This is a genomic window from Microbacterium sp. Bi98 (assembly GCF_918698045.1).
Lineage (GTDB): Bacteria > Actinomycetota > Actinomycetes > Actinomycetales > Microbacteriaceae > Microbacterium.
Genome location: NZ_CAKKLK010000004.1, coordinates 21,270 through 42,334, shown reverse-complemented (window position 1 = coordinate 42,334; position 21,065 = coordinate 21,270). Strand labels below are relative to the sequence as shown.

Here is a 21,065-nt window from a genome sequence, read left to right as displayed (position 1 = left end):
CCGAGAGTCGATTCTACGGGATCAGCGCTGCGAGCTGCCGCACAGCGCTCGCGTAGCCGTCGACACCCTCGCCGATGACCCGCACCGCAGCGACATCGTGCAGGTACGAGTGGTGCCGGAACTCCTCACGTGCGTACACGTCGGAGATGTGCACCTCGGCGAACGGCAGCGCGACTCCCGTGAGCGCATCGCGCAGCGACACGCTCGTGTGCGTGAGCCCGCCCGGATTGATGATGATCGCCGCGCAGTCCGCGCGCGCGGCATGGATCGCGTCGATCAGCACACCCTCGTGATTGCTCTGCACAGCGCGGATCTCGAAGCCCTCGGCTGCGGCCGCCTCAGCGGTGAGTCGCTCCACATCGGCGAGCGTCGCCGTGCCGTAGACCTCGGGCTCGCGACTGCCGAGCAGGTTGAGGTTCGGCCCGTTCACGAGCAGGATGCGGCGGGTCATTCGCCGATCTCCTGGTAGGCGGCGAAGAGCAGCGACTCATCGGGTGCCTGCAGCACGGTGGGCTTCGCGATGTCGTCGAGAAGGATGAAGCGCAGCATGCCGCCGCGGCTCTTCTTGTCGCGCTGCATCGTCGCCAGCAGCTGCGGCCACGCACCGGCACGGTAGCCGGTCGGAAGGCCCAGCGACTCGAGGATCGTGCGGTGGCGCTCCGCTGCGGAGTCCGACAGTCGCCCCGCGAGTCGCGACAGCTCGGCGGCGTACAGCATGCCGATCGAGATCGCCGCACCGTGCCGCCAGCGGTAGCGCTCGGCATGCTCGATGGCGTGGCCGAGCGTATGGCCGTAGTTGAGGATCTCGCGCTGCCCCGCCTCGCGGAAGTCGTCCGAGACGACCTGGGCCTTCATGTCGATCGCGAGCTCGACCGCACGCCGGAACTCCGGTGTGGTCGAGTCGACGGCGCGCACCGGATCGGCTTCGATGATGTCGAGGATCTCCGGTGCCCAGATGAACCCCGCCTTCACCACCTCGGCGAATCCGGCGGTCGCCTCGTTCGGGCTGAGGCTCGCCAGCTCGTCGAGATCGCCGATCACCGCACGGGGAGCCCAGAACGCTCCGACGAGGTTCTTGCCCTCAGCGGTGTTGATCCCCGTCTTGCCGCCCACGGAGGCATCGACGAGGCCGAGCACGGTGGTGGGCACCTGCACGAGCTGCACGCCGCGAAGCCAGGTCGCCGCGACGAATCCGGCGAGGTCGGTCACGGCGCCTCCGCCGTATCCGACGACCGCGTCCGAGCGCGTGAAGTCAGCCTGCCCCATGACCTGCCAGCAGAAGGCGGCGACCTCGATGCGCTTGCCCTGCTCGGCATCCGGCACCTCGGCGAGCAGGACCTCCCGCGGACCGTTCTCGACATCGGCGAGCAGCCTGTCACGAAGCTCTGCCGCACGCGCGGCCAGGGTCGGCGGGTGGACGACCAGCACCTTGCGGACTCCGGGATCGAGTGCCGCGGACACCTGATCGAGGATCCCCCGCCCGATGGCGATGTCGTAGGGGTTCTCGCCCGTCACGCTGATGGTTGTCGTAGTCATCCCAGTTCTCTCCTCCACGCCGCGATGTCGTCGGCGATGCGCTGCATGGGGCGCCGCGACGTGTCGAACGTCACGGATGCCACCTCGTCATACCAGTCTCGACGTTCTTCGAAGATCTGCGTCCATCGCCCGACAGGGTCGTCGCCCGCGAGCAGCGGTCGGCCGCCGCTCTGTATGCGGTCAGCCACCGCTGCGGGGGTGACCGTCAGGAAGACGACCGGGTGGTCGAGCAGCAGCCTCCTGGTCTCAGGGTCGGTCACCGCTCCCCCGCCCAGCGAGATCACGCCGCCCGCACGCAGCGCCTCTGCGACCTCGGCCCGTTCGAGCGCGCGGAAATGCGACTCCCCGTGCTCCTCGAAGATCAGGGGGATCGGGCCGTGCACCGCGACCACCCGCTTGTCCGTGTCGACGAACGGGACGCCGAGCTTGCGCGCGACACGACGACCGACGCTGGTCTTGCCCGCCGCCATCGGGCCGACGAGCACCAGCGACAGCTGGTCAGCCGCGCTCGTCATGCGCGATGAGCGCCGCCTCGGACGCAGGCGTCGTCCGCAGCTCGGCCGGGATCGCAGCGAGGTAGGCGTCGAGGTTGCGGCGCGTCTCGCCGATGCTGTCGCCGCCGAACTTCTCGAGCACGGCGTTGGCGAGCTCGACGGCGACCATGGCCTCGGCCACGACGCCTGCCGCAGGCACGGCGCACACGTCGGATCGCTGATGGTGCGCCGTGGCATCCTCGCCGGACGCGATGTCGATCGTGCGCAGCGCGTGCGGCACGGTGGCGATCGGCTTCATGCCTGCACGGACGCGCAACACCGTGCCCGTCGACATCCCGCCCTCGGTGCCTCCGGCGCGGTCGGAGCCGCGCGAGATGCCGTCTGCCGTCGCGAACAGCTCGTCGTGAGCCGCGGATCCGCGTCGTCGTGTGGTCTCGAAGCCGTCGCCGACCTCCACGCCCTTGATGGCCTGGATGCTCATGAGAGCCTGCGCCAGCCGCGCGTCCAGACGGCGATCCCAGTGGACGTGCGAGCCGAGTCCGGGCGGAAGACCGTAGGCGAGCACCTCGACGATCCCGCCGAGCGTGTCGCCGTCCTTCTTCGCGTCATCGACCTCGGCCACCATCAGGGCGGAGGTCGACGCGTCGAAGCAGCGCAGCGGATCGGCGTCCAGCCGGTCCACGTCGTCCGGGGTCGGCAGCGCGGCGCCGTCGGGCACGCGCACCGGTCCGATCGAGAGGGTGTGGCTGACGAGACGGATGCCCAGCTCGCCGAGGAACGAGCGCGCGATGGCGCCGAGCGCCACCCTGGCCGCCGTCTCTCGGGCGCTGGCGCGTTCGAGGATGGGTCGAGCCTCGTCGAAGTCGTACTTCTGCATGCCGACGAGATCGGCGTGTCCCGGCCGCGGGCGGGTCAGCGGTGCGCTCCGGCCACGCGACCTGTCTGTCAGCTCGACCGGCTCCGGGTTCATGACCTCGATCCACTTCGGCCACTCCGTGTTGCCGATGCGAAGAGCGATCGGGCTTCCGAGCGTCTTGCCGTGGCGGACGCCGCCCGAGATCGTCAGCTCGTCCTGCTCGAACTTCATGCGCGAGCCTCGACCGTAGCCGAGTTTGCGTCGTGCGAGATCGGCCTGGATCGCCTCGGAGGACACCGGGACGCCCGAAGGCAGACCCTCCATGACGGCAATGAGTTCTGGGCCGTGCGATTCGCCGGCCGTGAGCACGCGGAGCATTGGTCTAGTCTCCCACGCGTTTCGCCTCGGATCGTGCCGCGTGACGGCCGGTGACTACAGGGCGGCTTCCATCGCGGCGACCACGACCTCCTCCGAGGGGAGCGGAACGCTCTGGTCTCCGTGCAGGAAGATGCGGATCTGGCGCACGGCCTGACGCAGCAGCATCGCCTCCCCTGAGACGGCCCGCCCCCCGCGCCACACCGATGCGAGCGCCGACGGCCAGGGTGAGTACGCGACGTCGAACAGCGCGCCCCCGCTCTCGCTGAGGCGCGCTGACGTCGCCTCGTCCAGCACGGAGCCTCCGGGGAGCGTCGCGACGGTGAGCCCGACATCGTCGGCGTCGGCATCGAACGTCGAGGTCGTGATCGAGACGCCGAGTCTCCGTCCGAGAGCCACCAGTCCGGCTGCCCGTTCGGGACGGCGCGCCCTCACATCGACAGTGCGGGCCCCGGCCTCGACGCACGCGACCAGAGCCGAGGATGCCGTGGCGCCGGCGCCGAGGATGCGGACATCACCGATTCCCCGAAGGTCCTGCTCGCCCAGGGCGTCGAGGATCCCGCCGACATCGGTGTTGAAGCCGCGGATGCCGTCGGTGAGCAGCAGCGTGTTCACTGCTCCGGTGAGGTCGGCATAGCGGTCGTGCGTGACCGACGCGCTGTGCGCCTTCTCCTTCAGCGGCATCGTGAGCGAGAGCCCCCGCCACGAATCGTCCAGAGTGGCCAGAGCCGTGTCGAACGCCACGTCGTCGACCTGGCGACGCGTGTACTCCCAATCGAGGCCCAGCGCACGGTAGGCGGCCGCGTGCAGCTGCGGAGACTTGGAGTGCGCGATCGGGTCGCCCCAGACTGCGAGCCGCGGGGAGCTCATCCGGCCGAGCAACCCCCGTCGGGGTTCTCCTGACACCACTGCTCCCACTTCTCGACTCCCTGCAGGTGCTCCTCGTAGGTGACCGAGAACTGGGTCTCTCCGGTGGCGAGGTTCGTCGTCACGAAGTAGAGCCAGGGGCCGTCTGCGGGGTGCATCGCCGCGTCGATCGCAGCGAAGCTCGGGCTCGCGATCGGCGTGACCGGCAGGCCGGTGTGCACGTAGGTGTTCCAGGGATTGTCGTCCTCGAGCGCCTCGGCCGAACTCGACACGACGCCCTCGTGCAGCGAACCGTAGCCGTACTGCGCCGTCGAGTCCATCTGCAGCTTCATGTCGATGTCGAGGCGGTTCTCGATCACACGAGACACCTTCGGGAAGTCTGCGGTGAGGCCCTCACGTTGGATGATCGAGGCGATCGTGAGCACGCGTTGAGCATCCTCCGCCGGCACCCCGGCCTCTGTCAGCGATTCCTTCGTGCGGTCGACCATCCGCTGGATGACCTGGGTGGCGGTGACTCCCGGATCGAACGTGTAGACGGCCGGGAACAGCCACCCCTCGAGGCTCTGCGCGGTCACGCCGTAGGTCGCAGGGTCGGCGTCGACCGCCGCCTGGAGCTCCTCGATGGGCATGCCGAGCGATTCGGCCATGTCGGGCAGGGAGGATTCGATGGTCGCGCCCTCGCCCACGCTCGCAGAGTTCTCGCGTTTGTTGGCGGGGTCCTGCAGCGCCTCGAGCGCCGCCTCGGCTGTCATCTTCTCCTTCAGGCTGTAGATGCCCGGATAGAAGGTGACCGCGACGTTCTCGGTGACCAGGTAATCGTAGAAGACGTCCTCCGTGCGCGTGACGCCCGCTTCGTAGAGCGCGGTGGACACGGGAGCGCCGGTGTCGCCCTCATGGATGGTGACGAGCACCTCGCCGGATGCGAGCCCGGGCTCCCAGTCCTTGGGGTCGCCCCATCCGAGCGCCTCGCTGATCTTGTCGCCGTAGGTGCCCCACGCCCAGAATCCCGCGCCGACGATGCCGCCGATCACGGCGAGGACGATGACGAGCGCCACCAGGCAGCCCGTGCGGCGCTTCTTCTTCGCGGGCGCTGGGTGGCCGGCATCGTGTTCCGGATGCGCGTGGAAGAGGTCTTCGAGGCGTCCGCCTGCTGCCGCGCTCCCCGACGCGGCACCCACCGCGGCGCCGGCAGATGCTTCCGACCCCGAGCCGGATTCGGCTCGGTCCGCGGCCGCCTCGCCGACGGAGGACTCGCTTTCGGAAAGTCGGGCGGCAACGGGCTCGTCCGCGGACAGTGCGGGCATCGCCCTGGTCGACGCATCGTCCGACGACGAGCGGTCCGCGGGGGTGCCGGCTGGCCCGGCCGGAGCCCCCGGCTGCGCAGCCGCGGCTTCACGCGCCGCCCGGCGCGACCCTGGAGCGGGCGGGGTGTTGTCGACCGTCGGGATCTGCGGCGACGGGTCGGGAAGGTTCTCGAACAGATCGCCCAGACGGGCATCCGGATCGTGCTGAGGCGAAGCGCTCTCGCGTTCGGGCATTATCGGGGGGACTCCTCGTCGAGCGGAATCGTGGCACCGGGCGGGTTTCCGGTGCTCTTCTCCGTGTCGATCGCCTGCTGCAGCAGGATCACCGCGGCGATCTGATCCACAATGCTACGAGACTTCTTCTGTGTTCTGCCCGAAGAACGCAGAGCGGCGTGTGCGGTGACGGTGCTGAGGCGCTCGTCGACGAGCCGGACGGGAGTGCCCGTCTGCGCCTGCAGAGCCGCGGCGAACTCGCGAGCGTCGGTCGTCGACGCGGTGTCGGCGCCCTGCAGATTGACCGGCAGCCCGACCACGAACTCGAGCACGTCGAAGTCCTCGGCGATCGCGGCGATCCTGTCGATCGACGTGTCGTTGCGCTGCACGGTCTCGACCGGCACCGCGAGCATGCCGTCCGGATCGCAGCGGGCGACGCCGACCCGGGCACGCCCGACATCGACACCGAGCCGCACGCCGCGGCGGAAGCCGCTCACGCTGACTGCAGCTCCTGCGACACGGCCTCGAGCGCTGCGTGCAGGGCCGCGACATCTGTGCCACCACCCTGAGCGACGTCGTCACGACCTCCTCCGCCGCCGCCGAGTACGGAGGCGGCGCGCTTCGCGAGGGCACCGGCCTTCGCTCCGGCGGTGCGTGCGGCATCGTTCGTCGCGACGACCACCACCGGGCGTCCGTTCACGACAGCGCCGAGAGCGACGACGGCGGGGTCGGAACCGAGACGGTCGCGGACGCCGAGGACGAGCTCGCGCACATCGTCGGCCGACGCCACCTCACCGAGCGACTGCGCGGCCACACGGAACGTGCCGACGCGGTTCGCGGCATCGGCGATGGCCGGGACACGGCCCGCGCGCTCCTTGGACTCGAACTGGGCGATGCGCTTCTCGGCCGCCTTGAGGCTGGCGGAGAGATCCGCGATGCGCTCGGCGAGCTGGTCGCGAGGGGTCTTGAGCGAGGTGGTCAGCTGCGACACGAGCGCGCGTTCTGCAGCGAGCTCGCGGAACGCGTCCTGGCCGACCAGGGCCTCGATGCGGCGGTTCGACGCGCCGACCGACGACTCGCCGACGACGCTGACGAGGCCGATCTCGGCACTCGTGGTGACGTGCGTGCCCGCGCAGAGTTCGCGCGACCACGGACCGCCGATGTCGACCATCCGCACGACGTCGCCGTACTTCTCGCCGAAGAGCGCCATAGCACCGGCCTCCTTCGCCTCGTCGAGCGTCACGATGCGAGTCGTGACCTCGAGGGCGTCGTTGACCGCGCGGTTGGTGATCTCCTCGATCTCGGTGCGCGTGTCGGCCGAGAGAGCCTGAGACCACGAGAAGTCGAAACGCATGTACCCGGCACGGTTGAGCGAACCGGCCTGCGTGGCGGTCGGTCCGAGCGTGTCACGCAGCGCCGCATGCACGAGGTGCGTCGCCGAGTGCGCCTGCCTGGCGGCGCGTCGGTTGGCGGCGTCGACGACCGTGGTCGCGGGGTCGTCCACGGCTACAGCCCCGCGAGTGACCTCGACCGTGTGGCTGATCAGACCGGGCACCGGACGCTGCACATCGAGCACCTCGAGCTCGTAGCCCGGCCCGACGATGACGCCCTTGTCGGCGACCTGACCGCCGGACTCGGCGTAGAGAGTCGTCTCGGCGAGCACGACCTCGGCGATCTGCCCCTCTGAGGCGGTGCGGGCCGGCTGTCCGTCGACCAGGATGCCGAGGATGCGCGAGTCGACCTCCAGCTCGGAGTAGCCGTCGAAGCCCGTCTCGCCCAGCGCACGGAGATCGCGGTACACCGAGACGTCCGCGAGCTGACGCTTGCGATTGCGTGCGTCAGCTTTGGCGCGCGAGCGCTGCTCCTGCATCAGGGTGTCGAACGCCTCACGGTCGACCGCGAGACCGGCTTCCTCAGCGACCTCGAGCGTGAGATCGATCGGGAAGCCGTACGTGTCGTGCAGCAGGAACGCCTCGGAGCCGCTCAGCGCCGCCCCGCCGCCCTTCTTCGTCTCGTCCAGCGCGAGATCGAGGATCGTCGACCCCTGCGCCAGAGTGCGCCGGAAGGTCTCCTCCTCGGCGAAGGCGGAGGCCGAGAGAGTCGACCATTCCTTCTCGAGCACCGGGTATGCCGACTTCATGGCATCACGGGACGTGGCGAAGAGCTCGGGGAAGACCGGCTCGTCGACGCCGAGCAGACGCATCGAGCGCACCGTGCGCCGCATGAGGCGGCGGAGGATGTATCCGCGGCCCTCATTGGACGGGCGGACGCCGTCGGACAGCAGCATGAGGGACGAGCGCACGTGGTCGGCCACGACACGGAAGCGCACGTCGTCTTCGTGGACGGCACCGTAACGGCGGCCGGAGAGCTCGACCGCGCGATCGAGGACCGGGCGCACCTGATCCGTCTCGTACATGTTCTCGACGCCCTGCTTGAGGAACGCGACGCGCTCGAGTCCCATGCCGGTGTCGATGTTCTTCTGGGGCAGCTCGCCCACGATGTCGAACTCGGTCTTGCCGCGGATGTTGTCGATGAAGTCCTGCATGAACACGAGGTTCCAGATCTCGAGGAACCGCGAGTCGTCGGCCGCGGGACCGCCGTCCTTGCCGTACGCGGGACCTCGGTCGAAGAAGATCTCGCTGTCGGGGCCACCGGGACCGGGCTGACCGGTGTTCCAGTAGTTGTCCGCACGCCCCAGACGCTGGATGCGCTCCGGCTTCAGGCCGATGATGTCGCGCCAGATGGCCTCAGCCTCGTCGTCGGTCTCGTAGACGGTGACCCAGAGGTCTTTCTCGTCGAAACCGAGGCCGCCGTCTGCCTCCGAGCTCGTCAGCAGCTCCCACGCGTAGCGGATCGCGCCCTCTTTGAAGTAGTCGCCGAAGGACCAGTTGCCCATCATCTGGAAGAAGGTGCCGTGACGCGCGGTCTTCCCGACTTCTTCGATGTCGTTGGTGCGGATGCACTTCTGCAGGTCCGCGATGCGCGGGTGCGGTGCGGGCACGACTCCGGTGAGGTACGGGATCATCGGCACCATTCCGGCGACCGTGAACAGCAGCGACGGATCGTCGCTGACCAGAGAGGCCGAGGGGACGATGACGTGGTCGTTCTTCTCGAAGAAGTCGAGATAGCGCTGCGCGATCTCCGCAGTTTTCATAGGGGTGCCAGGTGTCCTTGCGTACAGGGTGTGGAAGGGCGGGGCGATGATGCGGCAGCGGCCGGGAGACCGCGCGCGATCAGTCGTCCGCGGGGTCTACGAGTCGCGCCTGCTGCTCGCGGTACGAGTCGCCGATGATGCCGGTGAACTCGTTGAAGCGAGCGTCGACCTCGGCGAGGATGTCGTGACCGCGCGGGTCCTTGTTCATGAAATGCGCAGCGACGAATCCGCCGATCACACCGATCAGGAACCACAGCACGTTCTTCATGTCGTCATCCTTGCCTCTGACCCGCGAAGGCGCGGTGTCACCATCGTATGCGCAAACGACAGAAGGCGTCGGGTGACCCCGACGCCTTCTGCGGAAAAGCTGGAACTCAGCGAGCTGCGTAGTACTCGACGACGAGCTGCACTTCACAGGTCACGGGGACCTCGGCGCGCTTCGGGCGACGAACCAGGCGAGCCTGGAGCTTGTCGAGCTCGACCTCGAGGTAGCCGGGAACGGGAGGCAGGACCTCGGCGTGACCGCCGGCCGCTGCGACCTGGAAGGGCTCGGTGCCCTCGCTCTTGGCCTTGACGTGGATGAGCTGACCCGGCTTCACGCGGAAGGACGGGCGGTCGACGAGCTGGCCGTCGACGAGGATGTGACGGTGCACGACGAGCTGACGAGCCTGCGCGGTGGTGCGGGCGAAGCCCGAACGCACGACGAGGGCGTCGAGACGCATCTCGAGCAGCTCGACCAGGTTCTCACCGGTCAGGCCGTCCTGACGGCGAGCCTCGTTGAACGTGTTGCGCATCTGCTTCTCGCGGATGCCGTACTGCTCGCGCAGACGCTGCTTCTCACGCAGACGGACGGCGTAGTCGCTGTCTGCCTTGCGCTTGGTGCGGCCGTGCTCACCCGGAGCGTAGGGACGCTTCTCGAGGTAGCGGGCGGCCTTCGGGGTGAGCGGGATGCCGAGGGCACGGCTCAGACGTACCTTGCGGCGGTCCTGGGACTTCGTGGTCACGAAGTGTTCCTTCCGATGACGTGGTCGCGTCTTTCACGACTCACGGACGTATCGTCCGCGTTCTGCCTTGGAGCGCACGCCGGGGCGCCAGCAAGGTGTGGTGTGAACGAGGAGATGCCCGAAAACACGGTTTCGAGCCGATCAAGTCTAACAGATTCGCGTCAGCGCCCGTCGAGGATGCGTCTGATGCGCTCGAGGCGAGCCGAGATGTCGCGCTCGGCACCCAGGTTCTTGGGTTCGTAGTACCGCTTTCCGCGCAGTTCGTCAGGGAGGTACTGCTGCGGCAGGATGCCGAACTCGCTGTCGTGCGGGTAGACGTATCCCCGGCCGTGACCGAGCCGCTTCGCGCCCGGATAGTGCGCGTCTCGCAGATGCAGCGGGACGCGTCCGAACCCCCCGGAGCGGATGTCGGCGATCGCCTGGTCGATTCCCACGTACGCCGCATTCGACTTGGCTGTCGTGGCCAGATAGACGGTCGCTTCGGCGAGCGGGATCCGCCCCTCCGGCATTCCGATGAACGCGACGGCGTCCGCGGCCGCGACCGCGATGGAGAGCGCCTGCGGGTCGGCGAGGCCCACGTCCTCGGAGGCCGAGATGACCAGGCGCCGAGCGATGAAGCGAGGGTCCTCCCCCGCCTCGATCATCCGCGCGAGATAGTGCAGGGCCGCATCCGGGTCGGATCCTCGGATCGACTTGATGAACGCGCTGATGACGTCGTAGTGCTCGTCTCCCTGACGGTCGTATCGCAGCAGCGCCTTGTCGACGGCCTGAGCGACGTCGTCCGCCGTCGCGGCGGGCACCGCGCCTTCTTCCCCCTTCGAGAGGGCTACGGCCGCTGCCGCCTCGAGTCCGGTGAGCGCACGCCGCGCATCGCCCGACGCCAGCCGGATCAGCGCCGCGCGCGCGTCGTCGGCCAGGGTGACCGCGCCATTGAGTCCGCGCGCATCGGTCACCGCCCGATCGACCAGGAGCCCGATGTCGTCATCCGTCAGCGGCTGGAGCGTGAGGAGCAGCGATCGCGACATCAACGGCGAGATCACCGAGAACGAGGGATTCTCGGTGGTCGCCGCGATCAGCAGCACCCAGCCGTTCTCGACGCCCGGGAGCAGGGCGTCCTGCTGCGCCTTGGTGAACCGATGGATCTCATCGAGGAAGAGGATCGTCGTCTGGCCATAGAGGTCGCGCTGGGTGATCGCCTCCTGCATGACCTCGCGCACGTCCTTCACGCCGGCGGTGATCGCGGAGAGCTCGACGAACCGGCGGCCCGATGAGCGTGCGATCGCCTGCGCCAGAGTGGTCTTGCCGGTGCCGGGCGGACCCCACAGGATGATCGAGACGGCACCCGGGGATGTCGCGGCAGGGTCGGCGAGTGCGACGATCGGGGAACCCGCGCGCAGCAGGTGCTTCTGACCGGCGACCTCATCGAGCGACACGGGGCGCATTCGCACGGCGAGAGGCGTCTGCCCGGAGAGCAGTGCGGAGGCGGAGGTCATCCGTCCAGGCTAACGCGGGGCACCGACACTTCGGGTGGGAACGGCGTGACGCGATCTCGACGGTAGGCTCTCAGGCGACGTTGCACATTCACGTCCAGTAAGGGAGCACGCAATGGCCGGACGCGGGAAGAGCACGCAGCAGTCGCGCACCGAGGTGGAGCGCGCACGTCTGCACACCGCCCGCAAGACGTGGCATGAGGGTCAGATCCGGCGTCGCACCCGCGACAACACGATCGCCGTCGTCGCCGGACTGCTCATCGTCGCCGGAGCCGTGGTGAGCCAGGTCGTTCACGCGCAGGTGAATCCCCCGGCCCCCTCGCCTTCGCCTACCGTCGAGCCGACGGAGGCGCCCGTGCCGACAGACCCCGCGACGCCGGAGCCTGCACCCACTGAGGCCCCCGCCGGATAGAACACGGTCCCTGTGGGTGGCGGACACGGGCGTTCACTGCCCGCACTCCCCCGCGCGCACCTCGCTCAGTACTCGGTGACCGCCAGGCGGTAGCCGCGTTTCACCACCGTGTGCACGAGTTCGTTGCCGCCGAGAGCCTCCCGCAGCCGTGCGACGGCCACCTCGACCGCATGTCCGTTGCGCTCGGCGCCGGGGAGAACGCCCCCGAGCTCGGCGCGCGAGAGCACACGCCCGCCCGCAGAGGCGAGCGCCTCGATCAAGGCGGCAGCCGACCGCGAGAGCGGGATGAACACGCCGTCCACGAGGACTCCGCCGCTGCGTACCTCGACCAGACCCGCGTCGGTCGGGAGTGACGGTGCCCTCCCGCCGCCGAAATGCGCGATGACCGTTCGAGCGAGGGATCCGAGTCGCCCCCGGTCGGCGATCGTGGTGCGGAGGTTCGCGCCGTGCAGCGGCGCGGCCGTGATCGGGCCCACGCACGCCAGGAGGAGGCGGCCCGACTCCGCGCGTCTCCTGATGCGCTCGAGCGCGCCGGACTCCTCTGCCACCGCGATCCACGACGCCGCTCCCGGTGCCGAGGTGAACAGCACGGCGTCCGCCTCGCCGGCCGCCGCCTGCAATGCCGAACGCCGCACCACCTCAGGATCCGGCGGCGGCCCCCACCGGTAGACCGTGATGCTCAGCACCTCGGCTCCGGCATCCGCCAGCAACTCGTCGAGGCCGTCCGATCCGGCGCCATGATGCTGCACGAGGATCCGCTTGCCCGCGACCCCGGAGGCGAGGAGGTACTCGCCGACCTCGGCCGACGTCTCGGATTCGGCGACCCAGTCAGCCGTGAAACCCGCCTGCTGGATCGCGCCGTGCGCCTTGGGTCCCCGTGCGACGAAGTGCGCGCCCTGCAGTGCCGCGTCGAGCTGTCCGTCGAGGCCGTGCTCGTGCGCGGCATCCATCCATCCGCGAAACCCGACGCCCGTGGTGACGATCACGATGTCCGGAGGAGCGGCGATCACCTGCTCGGTGCGGGCGAGAAGCTGCGCGTCGTCGGAGTTGGTGACGATGCTCAGCGCCGGCGCGCGATGGACCACCGCACCGCGACGCTCGAGGGCTGTCGCCAGGTCGATCGAGCGGCGGTCTGCGGCGACGATGATCGTGCATCCGGCCAGCGCCGAGTCGAGCGTGCGCGCGGTCGTCATGTGGCGCTCTCCGCGATCATCGCCCTCGTCGGCAGCAGCAGTCCCGCGCGAGCCACCTCGCCGATCACGATGACGGACGGGTTCACGACCTGCGCAGCGGCCGCGTCCTGCGCCGCCGTCGCCAGGGTGCTGCGGATGGTCCGCTGTCGTTCGGTGTGACCGTTCTCGACGATCGCCACGGGGATGTCGCCGGACACCCCGTGCGACGCGGCCGAGGCTGCGAGGCGAGGCAGCGAGGCCACGCCCATCAGGACGACGGTGGTGACCGTCGGATCGGACAGAGATGCGAGCGCACTCGGGGTGAGGTCGCCGTGCCCGTTGATGATGTGCACCGCTGACGCGACGCCGCGATGGGTCACCGGGATCCCCGCGGCCTGAGGCACCGAGATCGCGCTGCTGACGCCCGGGGTCACACTGACCGGCACACCGGCGGCCTCACACGCGAGAACCTCTTCTCCCCCGCGACCGAGCACGAAGGGATCGCCGCCTTTCAGCCGCACCACGCGGTGGCCGGCGAGGGCGCGTTCGACGAGGAGGGCATCGATCTCGTGCTGAGGGACGGGGTGGTGACCCGGTCGTTTGCCGACATCGATGACCTCGACGTGCGACGGGAGCTCGTTCCGGAGCTCCGCGAACGGACCGAGGCGATCGGCGACCACGACGTCGGCCGCCATCAGCAGGCGATAGGCGCGCACCGTCATGAGGTCGGCGGGACCCGGCCCACCGCCGACGAGGTCGACCCTGCCCACACGCGTCCGCCTCATGATCCGACGCTCTCCGGCATCCGGACGTACACGACGCCGTCGTCGATCGCGACCGGCCACACCCGCAGTGCTGCGGGGGGCTTGCCGTGGGTCTCGATGCACTCGCCGGTGCGGAGATCGAAGATCTGCTTGTGGAGTGGGGATGCGACCGTGGGGACATCCCCACGACTTCCCACGATCCCGCGGGAGATGACATTGGCTCCGCTGAACGGGTCGAGATTGTCGACTGCGAGCACGGTGCCGTCCGAGAGGAGGAACAGTGCCACCTGCTGTCCGTCCAAGAGAGCGGCTCGCCCTCGTTCGACCTCGAGGTCCTCGAGCGTGCATACCCGCACATGCGTGGTGGAGTCCATCGCGACGGTCATCGGCGCACCTCCAGAGCGGTTCCGGCGATCAGGATGCCTCCGGCGCGACGCTCCTCCGGCGACGCCGGGCGGATCTGCCCGCGCTCAGAGACATAGGCGAGTGACGGATCCGCCGTATCGGCCGCGTTGACGAACGACCGGAACCGTTCGAGCTTCACGGGGTCGGCGAGGGTGGCCGCCCATTCGTCCTCGTAGCGATCGACGTGCTGCGCCATCGAGGCATCGAGGTCGGCGCAGATGCCCAGGCTGTCGTCGAAGATCACACTCCGCAGCCCGTCGAGTCCGCCCTCGAGCTCCTCGCACCAGGGAGCCGTGCGCTGCAGACGATCGGCGGTGCGGATGTAGTACATGAAGAAGCGGTCGATGGCCCTGATGAGACCCTCGTCGTCGAGGTCCGACGCGAGCAGCTGCGCGTGCCGCGGCGTGAAGCCGCCGTTGCCGCCGACATACATGTTCCACCCCGTCTCGGTGGCGATGACTCCCACGTCCTTGCTCCGCGCCTCCGCGCATTCACGAGCGCAGCCCGAGACGCCGAGCTTGAGCTTGTGGGGAGCACGGAGCCCCCGATAGCGCAGTTCGAGCTTGACGGCCATGCCGACCGCGTCGAGGACGCCATAGCGGCACCACGTCGACCCGACGCACGACTTCACCGTGCGCAGCGACTTGCCGTACGCCTGCCCCGACTCGAAGCCCGCGTCGACCAGACGCTGCCAGATCACCGGAAGCTGTTCCAGCCGCGCTCCGAACATGTCGATCCGCTGCCCGCCGGTGATCTTCGTGTACAGCGCGAAGTCCTTCGCGATCTGCCCGATCGCGATCAGTCCCTCCGGGGTGACCTCGCCACCGGCCATCCTCGGGACGACGGAGTACGTGCCGTCCTTCTGCATGTTGGCCATCACGTGGTCGTTGGTGTCCTGCAGCGTGGCGTTCTCGCCGTCGAGCACGTGCGCGCCCACGAGCACCGAGAGGATGCTGGCGATCGCCGGCTTGCAGATGTCGCACCCTCGGCCGCGCCCGAAGCGCTCGACGATGCCACTGAACGTCGTGAGCTGAGCCACCCGTACCGCGTCGAAGAGCTGGCGGCGCGAGAGATCGAAGTGCTCGCAGAGGGCATGCGACACGGTCTGGCCGAGCTTGGTGAGCTCCTGCCCCACGACCTTCTTCACCATCAGCACGCAGGATCCGCAGGTCGCCCCGGCCTTCGTGCAGCCCTTCACCGCGGCGGCGTCCGTGCACCCCTCGTCGTGCACTGCCCGGCGGATGCGCCCGGCGGTCACATTCGAGCACGAGCAGACCACGGCCTCATCCGGCAGCTCGCCACCAGGAGCCTCGTTCCCGCCTTCCGGCAGCAGGTAGGCGGCCGGGTCGGCGCCGAGCTTCGCGCCGACGAGGGGACGCAGCGCGCCGTAGGCCGCCGCATCGCCGACGAGGATCCCACCGAGCAGCGTCTGAGCGTCATCCGACAGCACGAGCTTCTTATAGACACCGGCGACAGGATCCGCATAGACGACGTCGAGCGCATGGGGAGTCGTGGCCATCGCATCGCCGAAGCTCGCGACATCGACACCCGAGAGCTTCAGCTTGGAGGAGTCGTCGTAGCCGGGGAACGCCGCATCGCCTCCGAGCAGGCGCGTCGCCGCCACCTCTGCCATGGCGTATCCGGGAGCCACCAGTCCGACGCAGCGACCGTCGAAGTTGGCGACCTCGCCGATCGCCAGGATGTGGGGGTCGGACGTCGAGCACCGATCGTCGATGATCACACCGCCGCGGGGGTCCACCTGCATCTCCGCATTGCGCGCCAGCTCGTCCCGGGGACGCACGCCGACGGTGAAGACCACGACGTCCGCCCGTTCGATCGATCCGTCCTGGAACTCGAGCGCCGTGACCGCGCCGGAGTCATCCGGGTCCAGCCGAGTCGTTCTCGATCCGGTGCGCACCGAGATGCCACGCGCTTCGAGCAGACGCTTGAGCATCCCTCCACCCGCTGAGTCGAGCTGAGCGGACATCAGGCGATCGGAGTACTGCACGACGGTGGCGTCGACATCCATTCCCTGCAGAGCGCCGGCGGCCTCGAGCCCGAGGAGCCCTCCGCCGATCACCGCGCCGCGCAGCGGACGACCGAGCATGCGTCCTCGCCGCTCGACGAAGTCCTTGAGGCCCTGGACGTCGTCGAGTGTGCGATAGACGAAGCAGCCGGGCAGGTCCGCACCGTCCACGGCGACCTTCGCGGCGTAGGAGCCGGTCGCGAGCACCAGGGTGTCGTACGGGATGCTCGTGCGCGACCTCGTCGTGACGGTGCGGGCCGAGCGATCGATCCGCAGCACTCTGTCGTCGGCGAGGAATCGCACGCGGAAGTCGTCGAACACCGAGCGATCAAGTTCGAGCTCCTCGGGAGTCGCCCCCGAGAAGAACCCGGTGAGTCCGACCCGATCGTACGGTCGACGGGCCTCGTCTCCGATCACCGTCACATGCATCGGCGTCTCGGCCCGGCTGATCAGGCTCTCCACGAATCGATGCGCGACCATCCCTGCACCGACCACCACGATCTCCTGGGGTGTGAGGAGGACCTCGCTCATGTTGCTCCAATCGCCGGGGGACGTCGTGATGGCGACGATAGGAGCCTGGTGTTTCCCGCATGTGACGCGCGGTGTTTCGTGCGTCGAACGATTCGCTCACAGAACGGTAACGGCCATTGTGAGGTTCGACGACCACACTGCAACCTCGCTCTCGTACTAGGCTGAAGCTCGTCCTTTCCGCCTCCCGCGGGCCCTACCGCGCAAGGAGAATCACCGTGTCTGAGCCGTCCAAGCCGACTCCCCCCATTCCCGCTCCCCCGGCAGCGCCGCTGCCGCGAAAGCTGACCAAGCCCACTGCAGCGACTCCCGCAGCCGCAGCATCGCCCGCGACCTCCGCATCGAGTGCCGAGGCAGCGAAGTGGGGCCGTGTCGCCGAAGACGGCACGGTCGAGGTTCGCGAGGGCGACGAGTGGCGCGTGGTCGGGCAGTATCCCGACGGCACCCCCGACGAGGCACTCGCCTACTTCGTGCGTAAGTACGAGGACATCGCGTTCAAGGTGCACACGCTCGAGCAGCGTCACCAGGCCGGCGGCGCGTCTGCGGGTGACCTGGTCAAGCAGGCCGGTCATCTTCTCACCGAGGCCACCGACGCTGCCGCTGTGGGCGACCTCGCCGGACTCCGTGAGCGTCTGAACACCCTGACCTCCTCGCTCTCCGAGGCGACCGCTCAGGAGGCCCAGCAGGCCAAGGAGCTGGTCGACAAGGCCATCGCCGAGCGCACGGCTCTCGTCGAGCGCGCCGAGGAGATCGCAGCCCGCGACCTCTCGAAGGTGCAGTGGAAGCAGGTGACCGCCGAGCTCGGCGAGCTCTTCGACGCGTGGCAGGCGCAGCAGCAGAACGGCCCTCGTCTGTCGAAGGGGGTGTCCCAGCAGCTCTGGAAGCGGTTCCGTGATGCGCGCGGCACCGTCGACAAGGCACGCCGCGCGTTCTACTCCGAGCTCGACGACACCCACAAGACCGCTCGTGACGCCAAGACGCGGCTGGTCGAGCGCGCGGAGGCTCTCGCTCCTCGCGGAGTCGACGGCATCCCCGCGTATCGCAGTCTGCTCGACGAGTGGAAGGCCGCCGGTCGCGCTGGTCGCAAGGCCGACGACGCGCTCTGGGCGCGATTCAAGGCAGCCGGCGACGCGCTGTACTCCGCTCGTGCCGAGCAGTCGGCGGCTGAAGAGGCGGACTCCGCCCCGAAGATCGAAGCGCGTCAGGCCCTTCTCGAAGAGGCCAAGGCAGTCGCAGACGAGCCGAACATCAAGCGCGCCCGCGCGCTGCTCACCGGCATCCAGCGCCAGTGGGATGAGATCGGCCGCATCTTCCCCCGCGAGAAGGAGCGCGCTCTCGACGATCGTCTCCGTGTGATCGAGCAGGCGCTCAAGGCACGCGAAGAGGTCGACTGGAAGAAGAACAACCCCGAGACCAAGGCACGCGCCAACGACATGAGCTCGCAGCTGCTCGAGGCGATCGAGAAGCTCGAGTCCGAGCTGGCCGCCGCAGAGAAGTCGGGAGACAAGAAGGCCGCCAAGGCCGCGGCGGATGCACTCGAAGCGCGCCGCACCTGGCTCAACGCCCTCGGCGGCTGACCTTCTCCACAGATCTCCGGATCGAATCAGTACGCGGGATGCACCGCGCCAGACTGGCGTGATGCATCCCGCGTTCCTGTATCTGCCCGGCCAACGCCTCACGATCCCCGAACTCAGCGCGGCGAGGCTCGACGGGCATCTCGTCGATCTGGGCGAGGGGTACATCCCCGCCGATCTCGTCGAGAGCGCAAGCGCGAGAGCAGCCGCGCTCGCGCCCCTCGTCCCTGCGGACACGGCCGCCTCCGGCCCGACGGCAGCTTGGATCCACGGTGCCGGCGACACTCCCCCTGCACGCCATCACGTCCGGCGCGCAGTGAGCCATCGGATCCGCCCCGCACTGCCCGCACGAGTGATCCTTCATGACACAGCGTTGCCACCGTCGGATCTCGTCGTGATCGGCGGCGTACCGGTGATGACGCCGGAGCGCACCATGGTCGATCTCGCTCTCGGACTCCACCGCGACGGATCCCTGCATCGGTGGATGGTGCTCCTCGCCGACGCCGAACCCGATCTCGTATCCGCTGCGCTTCGGGAGCTCGAGCGCATGACCCGCGTGCCGGGAAAGCGCGCCGGACGCGGCGCGCTCGAGAGGATTCTCGTCAGGACGAGGTGACGCGGTACACGTCATACACCGCGTCGATGCGACGCACCGCGTTCAGCACCCGGTCGAGGTGGACGGCATCGCCCATCTCGAAGACGAAGCGGCTGATGGCGAGGCGTTCGTCGGTGGTGCTGACGGTCGCCGACAGGATGTTGACGTGATGCTCGCTCAGCACCCGGGTGACATCCGAGAGCAGCCCCGAACGGTCGAGGGCCTCGACCTGGATCTGCACCCGGAAGACGCTCTTCGTCGTCGGGGCCCACGACACCTCGACGAAGCGGTCCTCCTCGCTCGCGAGCGCCTTGACGTTCGGGCAGTCCGTGCGGTGCACGGACACGCCGCTACCACGCGTCACGAAACCGACGATCTCGTCTCCGGGAACCGGAGTGCAGCACTTCGCGACCTTCACGAGGATGTCCGATGCTCCGCGCACCAGGACACCCGAATCCCCTGCCCGTGGCTCCCGCGACGGCATGCTGCCGGGGAGGTCGATCGGACCTGTGGCGGGATCGGTCGCCGCGACCAGCGCGGTGACCTTCTCGAGCACGGACTGCGTGGAGACGTGACCTTCGCCCACGGCGGCATACAGCGCAGAGACGTCCTCATAGCGGAGCTGATGTGCGACCTCGGCGAACGAGTCCTGGCTCATCAGGCGCTGCAGCGGCATGTTCTGGCGGCGCATCGCGCGAGCGATGGCCTCCTTGCCCTGCTCGATCGCCTCTTCGCGACGCTCCTTCGTGAACCATCCGCGGATCTTGTTGCGTGCGCGGGTGCTCTTGACGAAGCCGAGCCAATCCTGGCTAGGGCCGGCGTCGGGGTTCTTCGAGGTGAAGACCTCGACCACGTCACCGCTCTTGAGCTCCGATTCCAACGGCACGAGGCGCCCGTTGACCTTCGAGCCCATCGTGCGGTGGCCGATCTCGGTGTGCACGGCGTACGCGAAGTCGACCGGCGTCGCACCCGCCGGTAGCCCGACGACGCGCCCCTTCGGCGTGAAGACGTAGACCTCTTTCGCGCCGATCTCGAAGCGCAGAGAGTCGAGGAACTCGCCGGGATCCGCCGTCTCGGCCTGCCAGTCCGAGATGTGCGCGAGCCACGCCATGTCGTTGTCGGCGGCGCGGACCTCGGTCTTGCCGCCGTTCATCCGCTCTTTGTACATCCAGTGCGCGGCGACGCCGTACTCCGCCTGCTGGTGCATCTCGTGCGTGCGGATCTGGATCTCGACCGTCCGACCCGACGGTCCGATCACCGTGGTGTGCAGCGACTGGTAGAGGTTGAACTTCGGGGTGGCGATGTAGTCCTTGAAGCGACCGGGCAGCGGCGTCCAGCGCGCGTGGATGGCGCCGAGCACCGCGTAGCAGTCGCGCACCGACGCGACCAGCACGCGGATGCCGATCAGGTCGTAGATGTCGTCGAACTCACGGCCTCGTACGACCATCTTCTGGTACACCGAGTACAGCTGCTTCGGACGCCCGACGACCTTGCCTCGGATGCGCAGATCGCGCAGGTCCTCGTCGATCTCCTCGACGACCTGAGCGAGGTACTTCTCGCGCTGCGGGGTGCGCTGGGCGATCAGGTTGTGGATCTCGTTGTAGATCTTCGGATGCAGCACGGCGAACGAGAGGTCCTCGAGCTCGGACTTGATCGCCTGGATACCGAGGCGGTTGGCCAGAGGCGCGTAGATCTCGAGCGTCTCCTTGGCCTTCTTCGCAGCCTTCTCGGGCGGGACGAATCCCCACGTGCGGGCGTTGTGCAGGCGGTCGGCGAGCTTGATCAGCAGGACGCGGATGTCCTTCGACATCGCGACGATCATCTTGCGGACGGTCTCGGCCTGGGCGCTCTCGCCGTACTTGACCTTGTCGAGCTTGGTGACGCCGTCGACGAGCATCGCGACCTCGTCGCCGAACTCCGCCGTGAGGTCGGTGAGCGCATAGCCGGTGTCTTCGACGGTGTCGTGCAGCAGCGCCGCAGCGATGGCTCGAGGACCCAGGCCCATCTCCGCGAGAATCTGCGCGACGGCGAGCGGGTGCGTGATGTAGGGCTCGCCGCTCTGGCGCTGCTGGCCGGTGTGCTTCTCCTTGGCCACGGCGTAGGCGCGCTCGATGACGGCGAGATCGCCTCGCGGGTGATTCGCACGGACCGTGCGGATCAGATTGTCGAGGTCGTTGATCCTGGGCGCGCGGGAGAAGATGCGGGGAACCAGTCGTCTCAGGCTGGAGCCCTGCGACGCCGTCTGCGGTTCCGCCATCCGCTCACCTCCGAATCACAACAGCTTACGCGTGCTCCA

General features: G+C 68.6%; 19 protein-coding genes. 3 read left to right on the top strand and 16 right to left on the bottom strand.

Annotated elements, in window-relative coordinates; all coding sequences use genetic code 11:
- Positions 1-13: 13 nt before the first annotated feature.
- The 11 genes from aroQ to LQZ85_RS08420 all read right to left on the bottom strand — a co-directional run bounded on the left by aroQ (position 14) and on the right by LQZ85_RS08420 (position 11,296).
- Complete coding sequence (gene aroQ / locus LQZ85_RS08470) at positions 14-451, bottom strand: type II 3-dehydroquinate dehydratase (protein ID WP_056278775.1); 438 nt, start codon at positions 449-451, stop codon at positions 14-16.
- Positions 448-1,536, bottom strand: coding sequence for a 3-dehydroquinate synthase (gene aroB / locus LQZ85_RS08465; RefSeq protein ID WP_072591293.1), 1,089 nt, complete (start codon positions 1,534-1,536; stop codon positions 448-450). Before aroB ends, aroQ begins: the two co-directional genes overlap by 4 nt.
- On the bottom strand, positions 1,533-2,051 hold the full coding sequence (locus LQZ85_RS08460; RefSeq protein WP_056278777.1) for a shikimate kinase: 519 nt from the start codon (positions 2,049-2,051) through the stop codon (positions 1,533-1,535). Before LQZ85_RS08460 ends, aroB begins: the two co-directional genes overlap by 4 nt.
- Positions 2,035-3,264, bottom strand: a complete 1,230-nt coding sequence (gene aroC / locus LQZ85_RS08455; protein WP_056278778.1) for a chorismate synthase — start codon at positions 3,262-3,264, stop codon at positions 2,035-2,037. Before aroC ends, LQZ85_RS08460 begins: the two co-directional genes overlap by 17 nt.
- 54 nt (positions 3,265-3,318) lie before the next feature.
- Complete coding sequence (locus LQZ85_RS08450; protein WP_230100789.1) at positions 3,319-4,131, bottom strand: shikimate dehydrogenase; 813 nt, start codon at positions 4,129-4,131, stop codon at positions 3,319-3,321.
- A complete protein-coding gene (gene mltG / locus LQZ85_RS08445) occupies positions 4,128-5,666 on the bottom strand; it encodes an endolytic transglycosylase MltG (protein WP_072591296.1) in 1,539 nt (512 codons plus the stop codon). Before mltG ends, LQZ85_RS08450 begins: the two co-directional genes overlap by 4 nt.
- Positions 5,666-6,142, bottom strand: a complete 477-nt coding sequence (gene ruvX, locus LQZ85_RS08440) for a Holliday junction resolvase RuvX (RefSeq protein ID WP_053096151.1) — start codon at positions 6,140-6,142, stop codon at positions 5,666-5,668. The genes mltG and ruvX overlap by 1 nt, the downstream gene beginning before the upstream one ends.
- Complete coding sequence (gene alaS / locus LQZ85_RS08435) at positions 6,139-8,799, bottom strand: alanine--tRNA ligase (protein WP_056278781.1); 2,661 nt, start codon at positions 8,797-8,799, stop codon at positions 6,139-6,141. Before alaS ends, ruvX begins: the two co-directional genes overlap by 4 nt.
- A gap of 79 nt (positions 8,800-8,878) precedes the next feature.
- On the bottom strand, positions 8,879-9,067 hold the full coding sequence (locus tag LQZ85_RS08430) for a hypothetical protein (RefSeq protein ID WP_053096155.1): 189 nt from the start codon (positions 9,065-9,067) through the stop codon (positions 8,879-8,881).
- 106 nt (positions 9,068-9,173) lie between these two features.
- The gene (gene rpsD / locus LQZ85_RS08425) at positions 9,174-9,803 is read right to left on the bottom strand and encodes a 30S ribosomal protein S4 (RefSeq protein WP_052677824.1); all 630 of its coding nucleotides are present in this window, start codon (positions 9,801-9,803) and stop codon (positions 9,174-9,176) included.
- Between the two features lie 161 nt (positions 9,804-9,964).
- A complete protein-coding gene (locus LQZ85_RS08420; RefSeq protein WP_082297813.1) occupies positions 9,965-11,296 on the bottom strand; it encodes a replication-associated recombination protein A in 1,332 nt (443 codons plus the stop codon).
- A 112-nt stretch (positions 11,297-11,408) separates the two neighbouring features.
- Between LQZ85_RS08420 and LQZ85_RS08415 the strand changes: the two genes are divergently transcribed.
- On the top strand, positions 11,409-11,705 hold the full coding sequence (locus LQZ85_RS08415; RefSeq protein WP_056278782.1) for a hypothetical protein: 297 nt from the start codon (positions 11,409-11,411) through the stop codon (positions 11,703-11,705).
- Between the two features lie 65 nt (positions 11,706-11,770).
- Here the strand turns inward: LQZ85_RS08415 and LQZ85_RS08410 are convergent, their stop codons facing one another.
- Genes LQZ85_RS08410 through nirB form a run of 4 tightly spaced genes read right to left on the bottom strand, consistent with a single transcriptional unit; the run spans position 11,771 to position 16,603 of the window.
- Positions 11,771-12,898: a uroporphyrinogen-III synthase gene (locus LQZ85_RS08410; RefSeq protein WP_053096159.1), complete on the bottom strand. Its 1,128-nt coding sequence runs from the start codon at positions 12,896-12,898 to the stop codon at positions 11,771-11,773.
- On the bottom strand, positions 12,895-13,662 hold the full coding sequence (gene cobA / locus LQZ85_RS08405; RefSeq protein ID WP_053096161.1) for a uroporphyrinogen-III C-methyltransferase: 768 nt from the start codon (positions 13,660-13,662) through the stop codon (positions 12,895-12,897). Before cobA ends, LQZ85_RS08410 begins: the two co-directional genes overlap by 4 nt.
- Positions 13,659-14,027, bottom strand: a complete 369-nt coding sequence (gene nirD, locus LQZ85_RS08400) for a nitrite reductase small subunit NirD (protein ID WP_053096163.1) — start codon at positions 14,025-14,027, stop codon at positions 13,659-13,661. Before nirD ends, cobA begins: the two co-directional genes overlap by 4 nt.
- Positions 14,024-16,603 (bottom strand): nitrite reductase large subunit NirB, encoded by a 2,580-nt coding sequence (nirB, locus tag LQZ85_RS08395; protein WP_200955170.1) that lies wholly within the window; start codon positions 16,601-16,603, stop codon positions 14,024-14,026. Before nirB ends, nirD begins: the two co-directional genes overlap by 4 nt.
- 209 nt (positions 16,604-16,812) lie before the next feature.
- Here nirB and LQZ85_RS08390 point away from each other — a divergent pair, with 209 nt between their 5' ends.
- Entirely contained in the window at positions 16,813-18,177 is a 1,365-nt protein-coding gene (locus tag LQZ85_RS08390) for a DUF349 domain-containing protein (protein ID WP_082586592.1), read from the top strand.
- A gap of 61 nt (positions 18,178-18,238) precedes the next feature.
- Positions 18,239-18,790: a type IV toxin-antitoxin system AbiEi family antitoxin gene (locus tag LQZ85_RS08385; protein ID WP_053096165.1), complete on the top strand. Its 552-nt coding sequence runs from the start codon at positions 18,239-18,241 to the stop codon at positions 18,788-18,790.
- Here LQZ85_RS08385 and LQZ85_RS08380 read toward each other — a convergent pair.
- Positions 18,777-21,026, bottom strand: a complete 2,250-nt coding sequence (locus LQZ85_RS08380) for a bifunctional (p)ppGpp synthetase/guanosine-3',5'-bis(diphosphate) 3'-pyrophosphohydrolase (protein WP_053096167.1) — start codon at positions 21,024-21,026, stop codon at positions 18,777-18,779. The two genes, LQZ85_RS08385 and LQZ85_RS08380, sit on opposite strands and share 14 nt — an antisense overlap.
- Positions 21,027-21,065 lie beyond the last annotated feature (39 nt).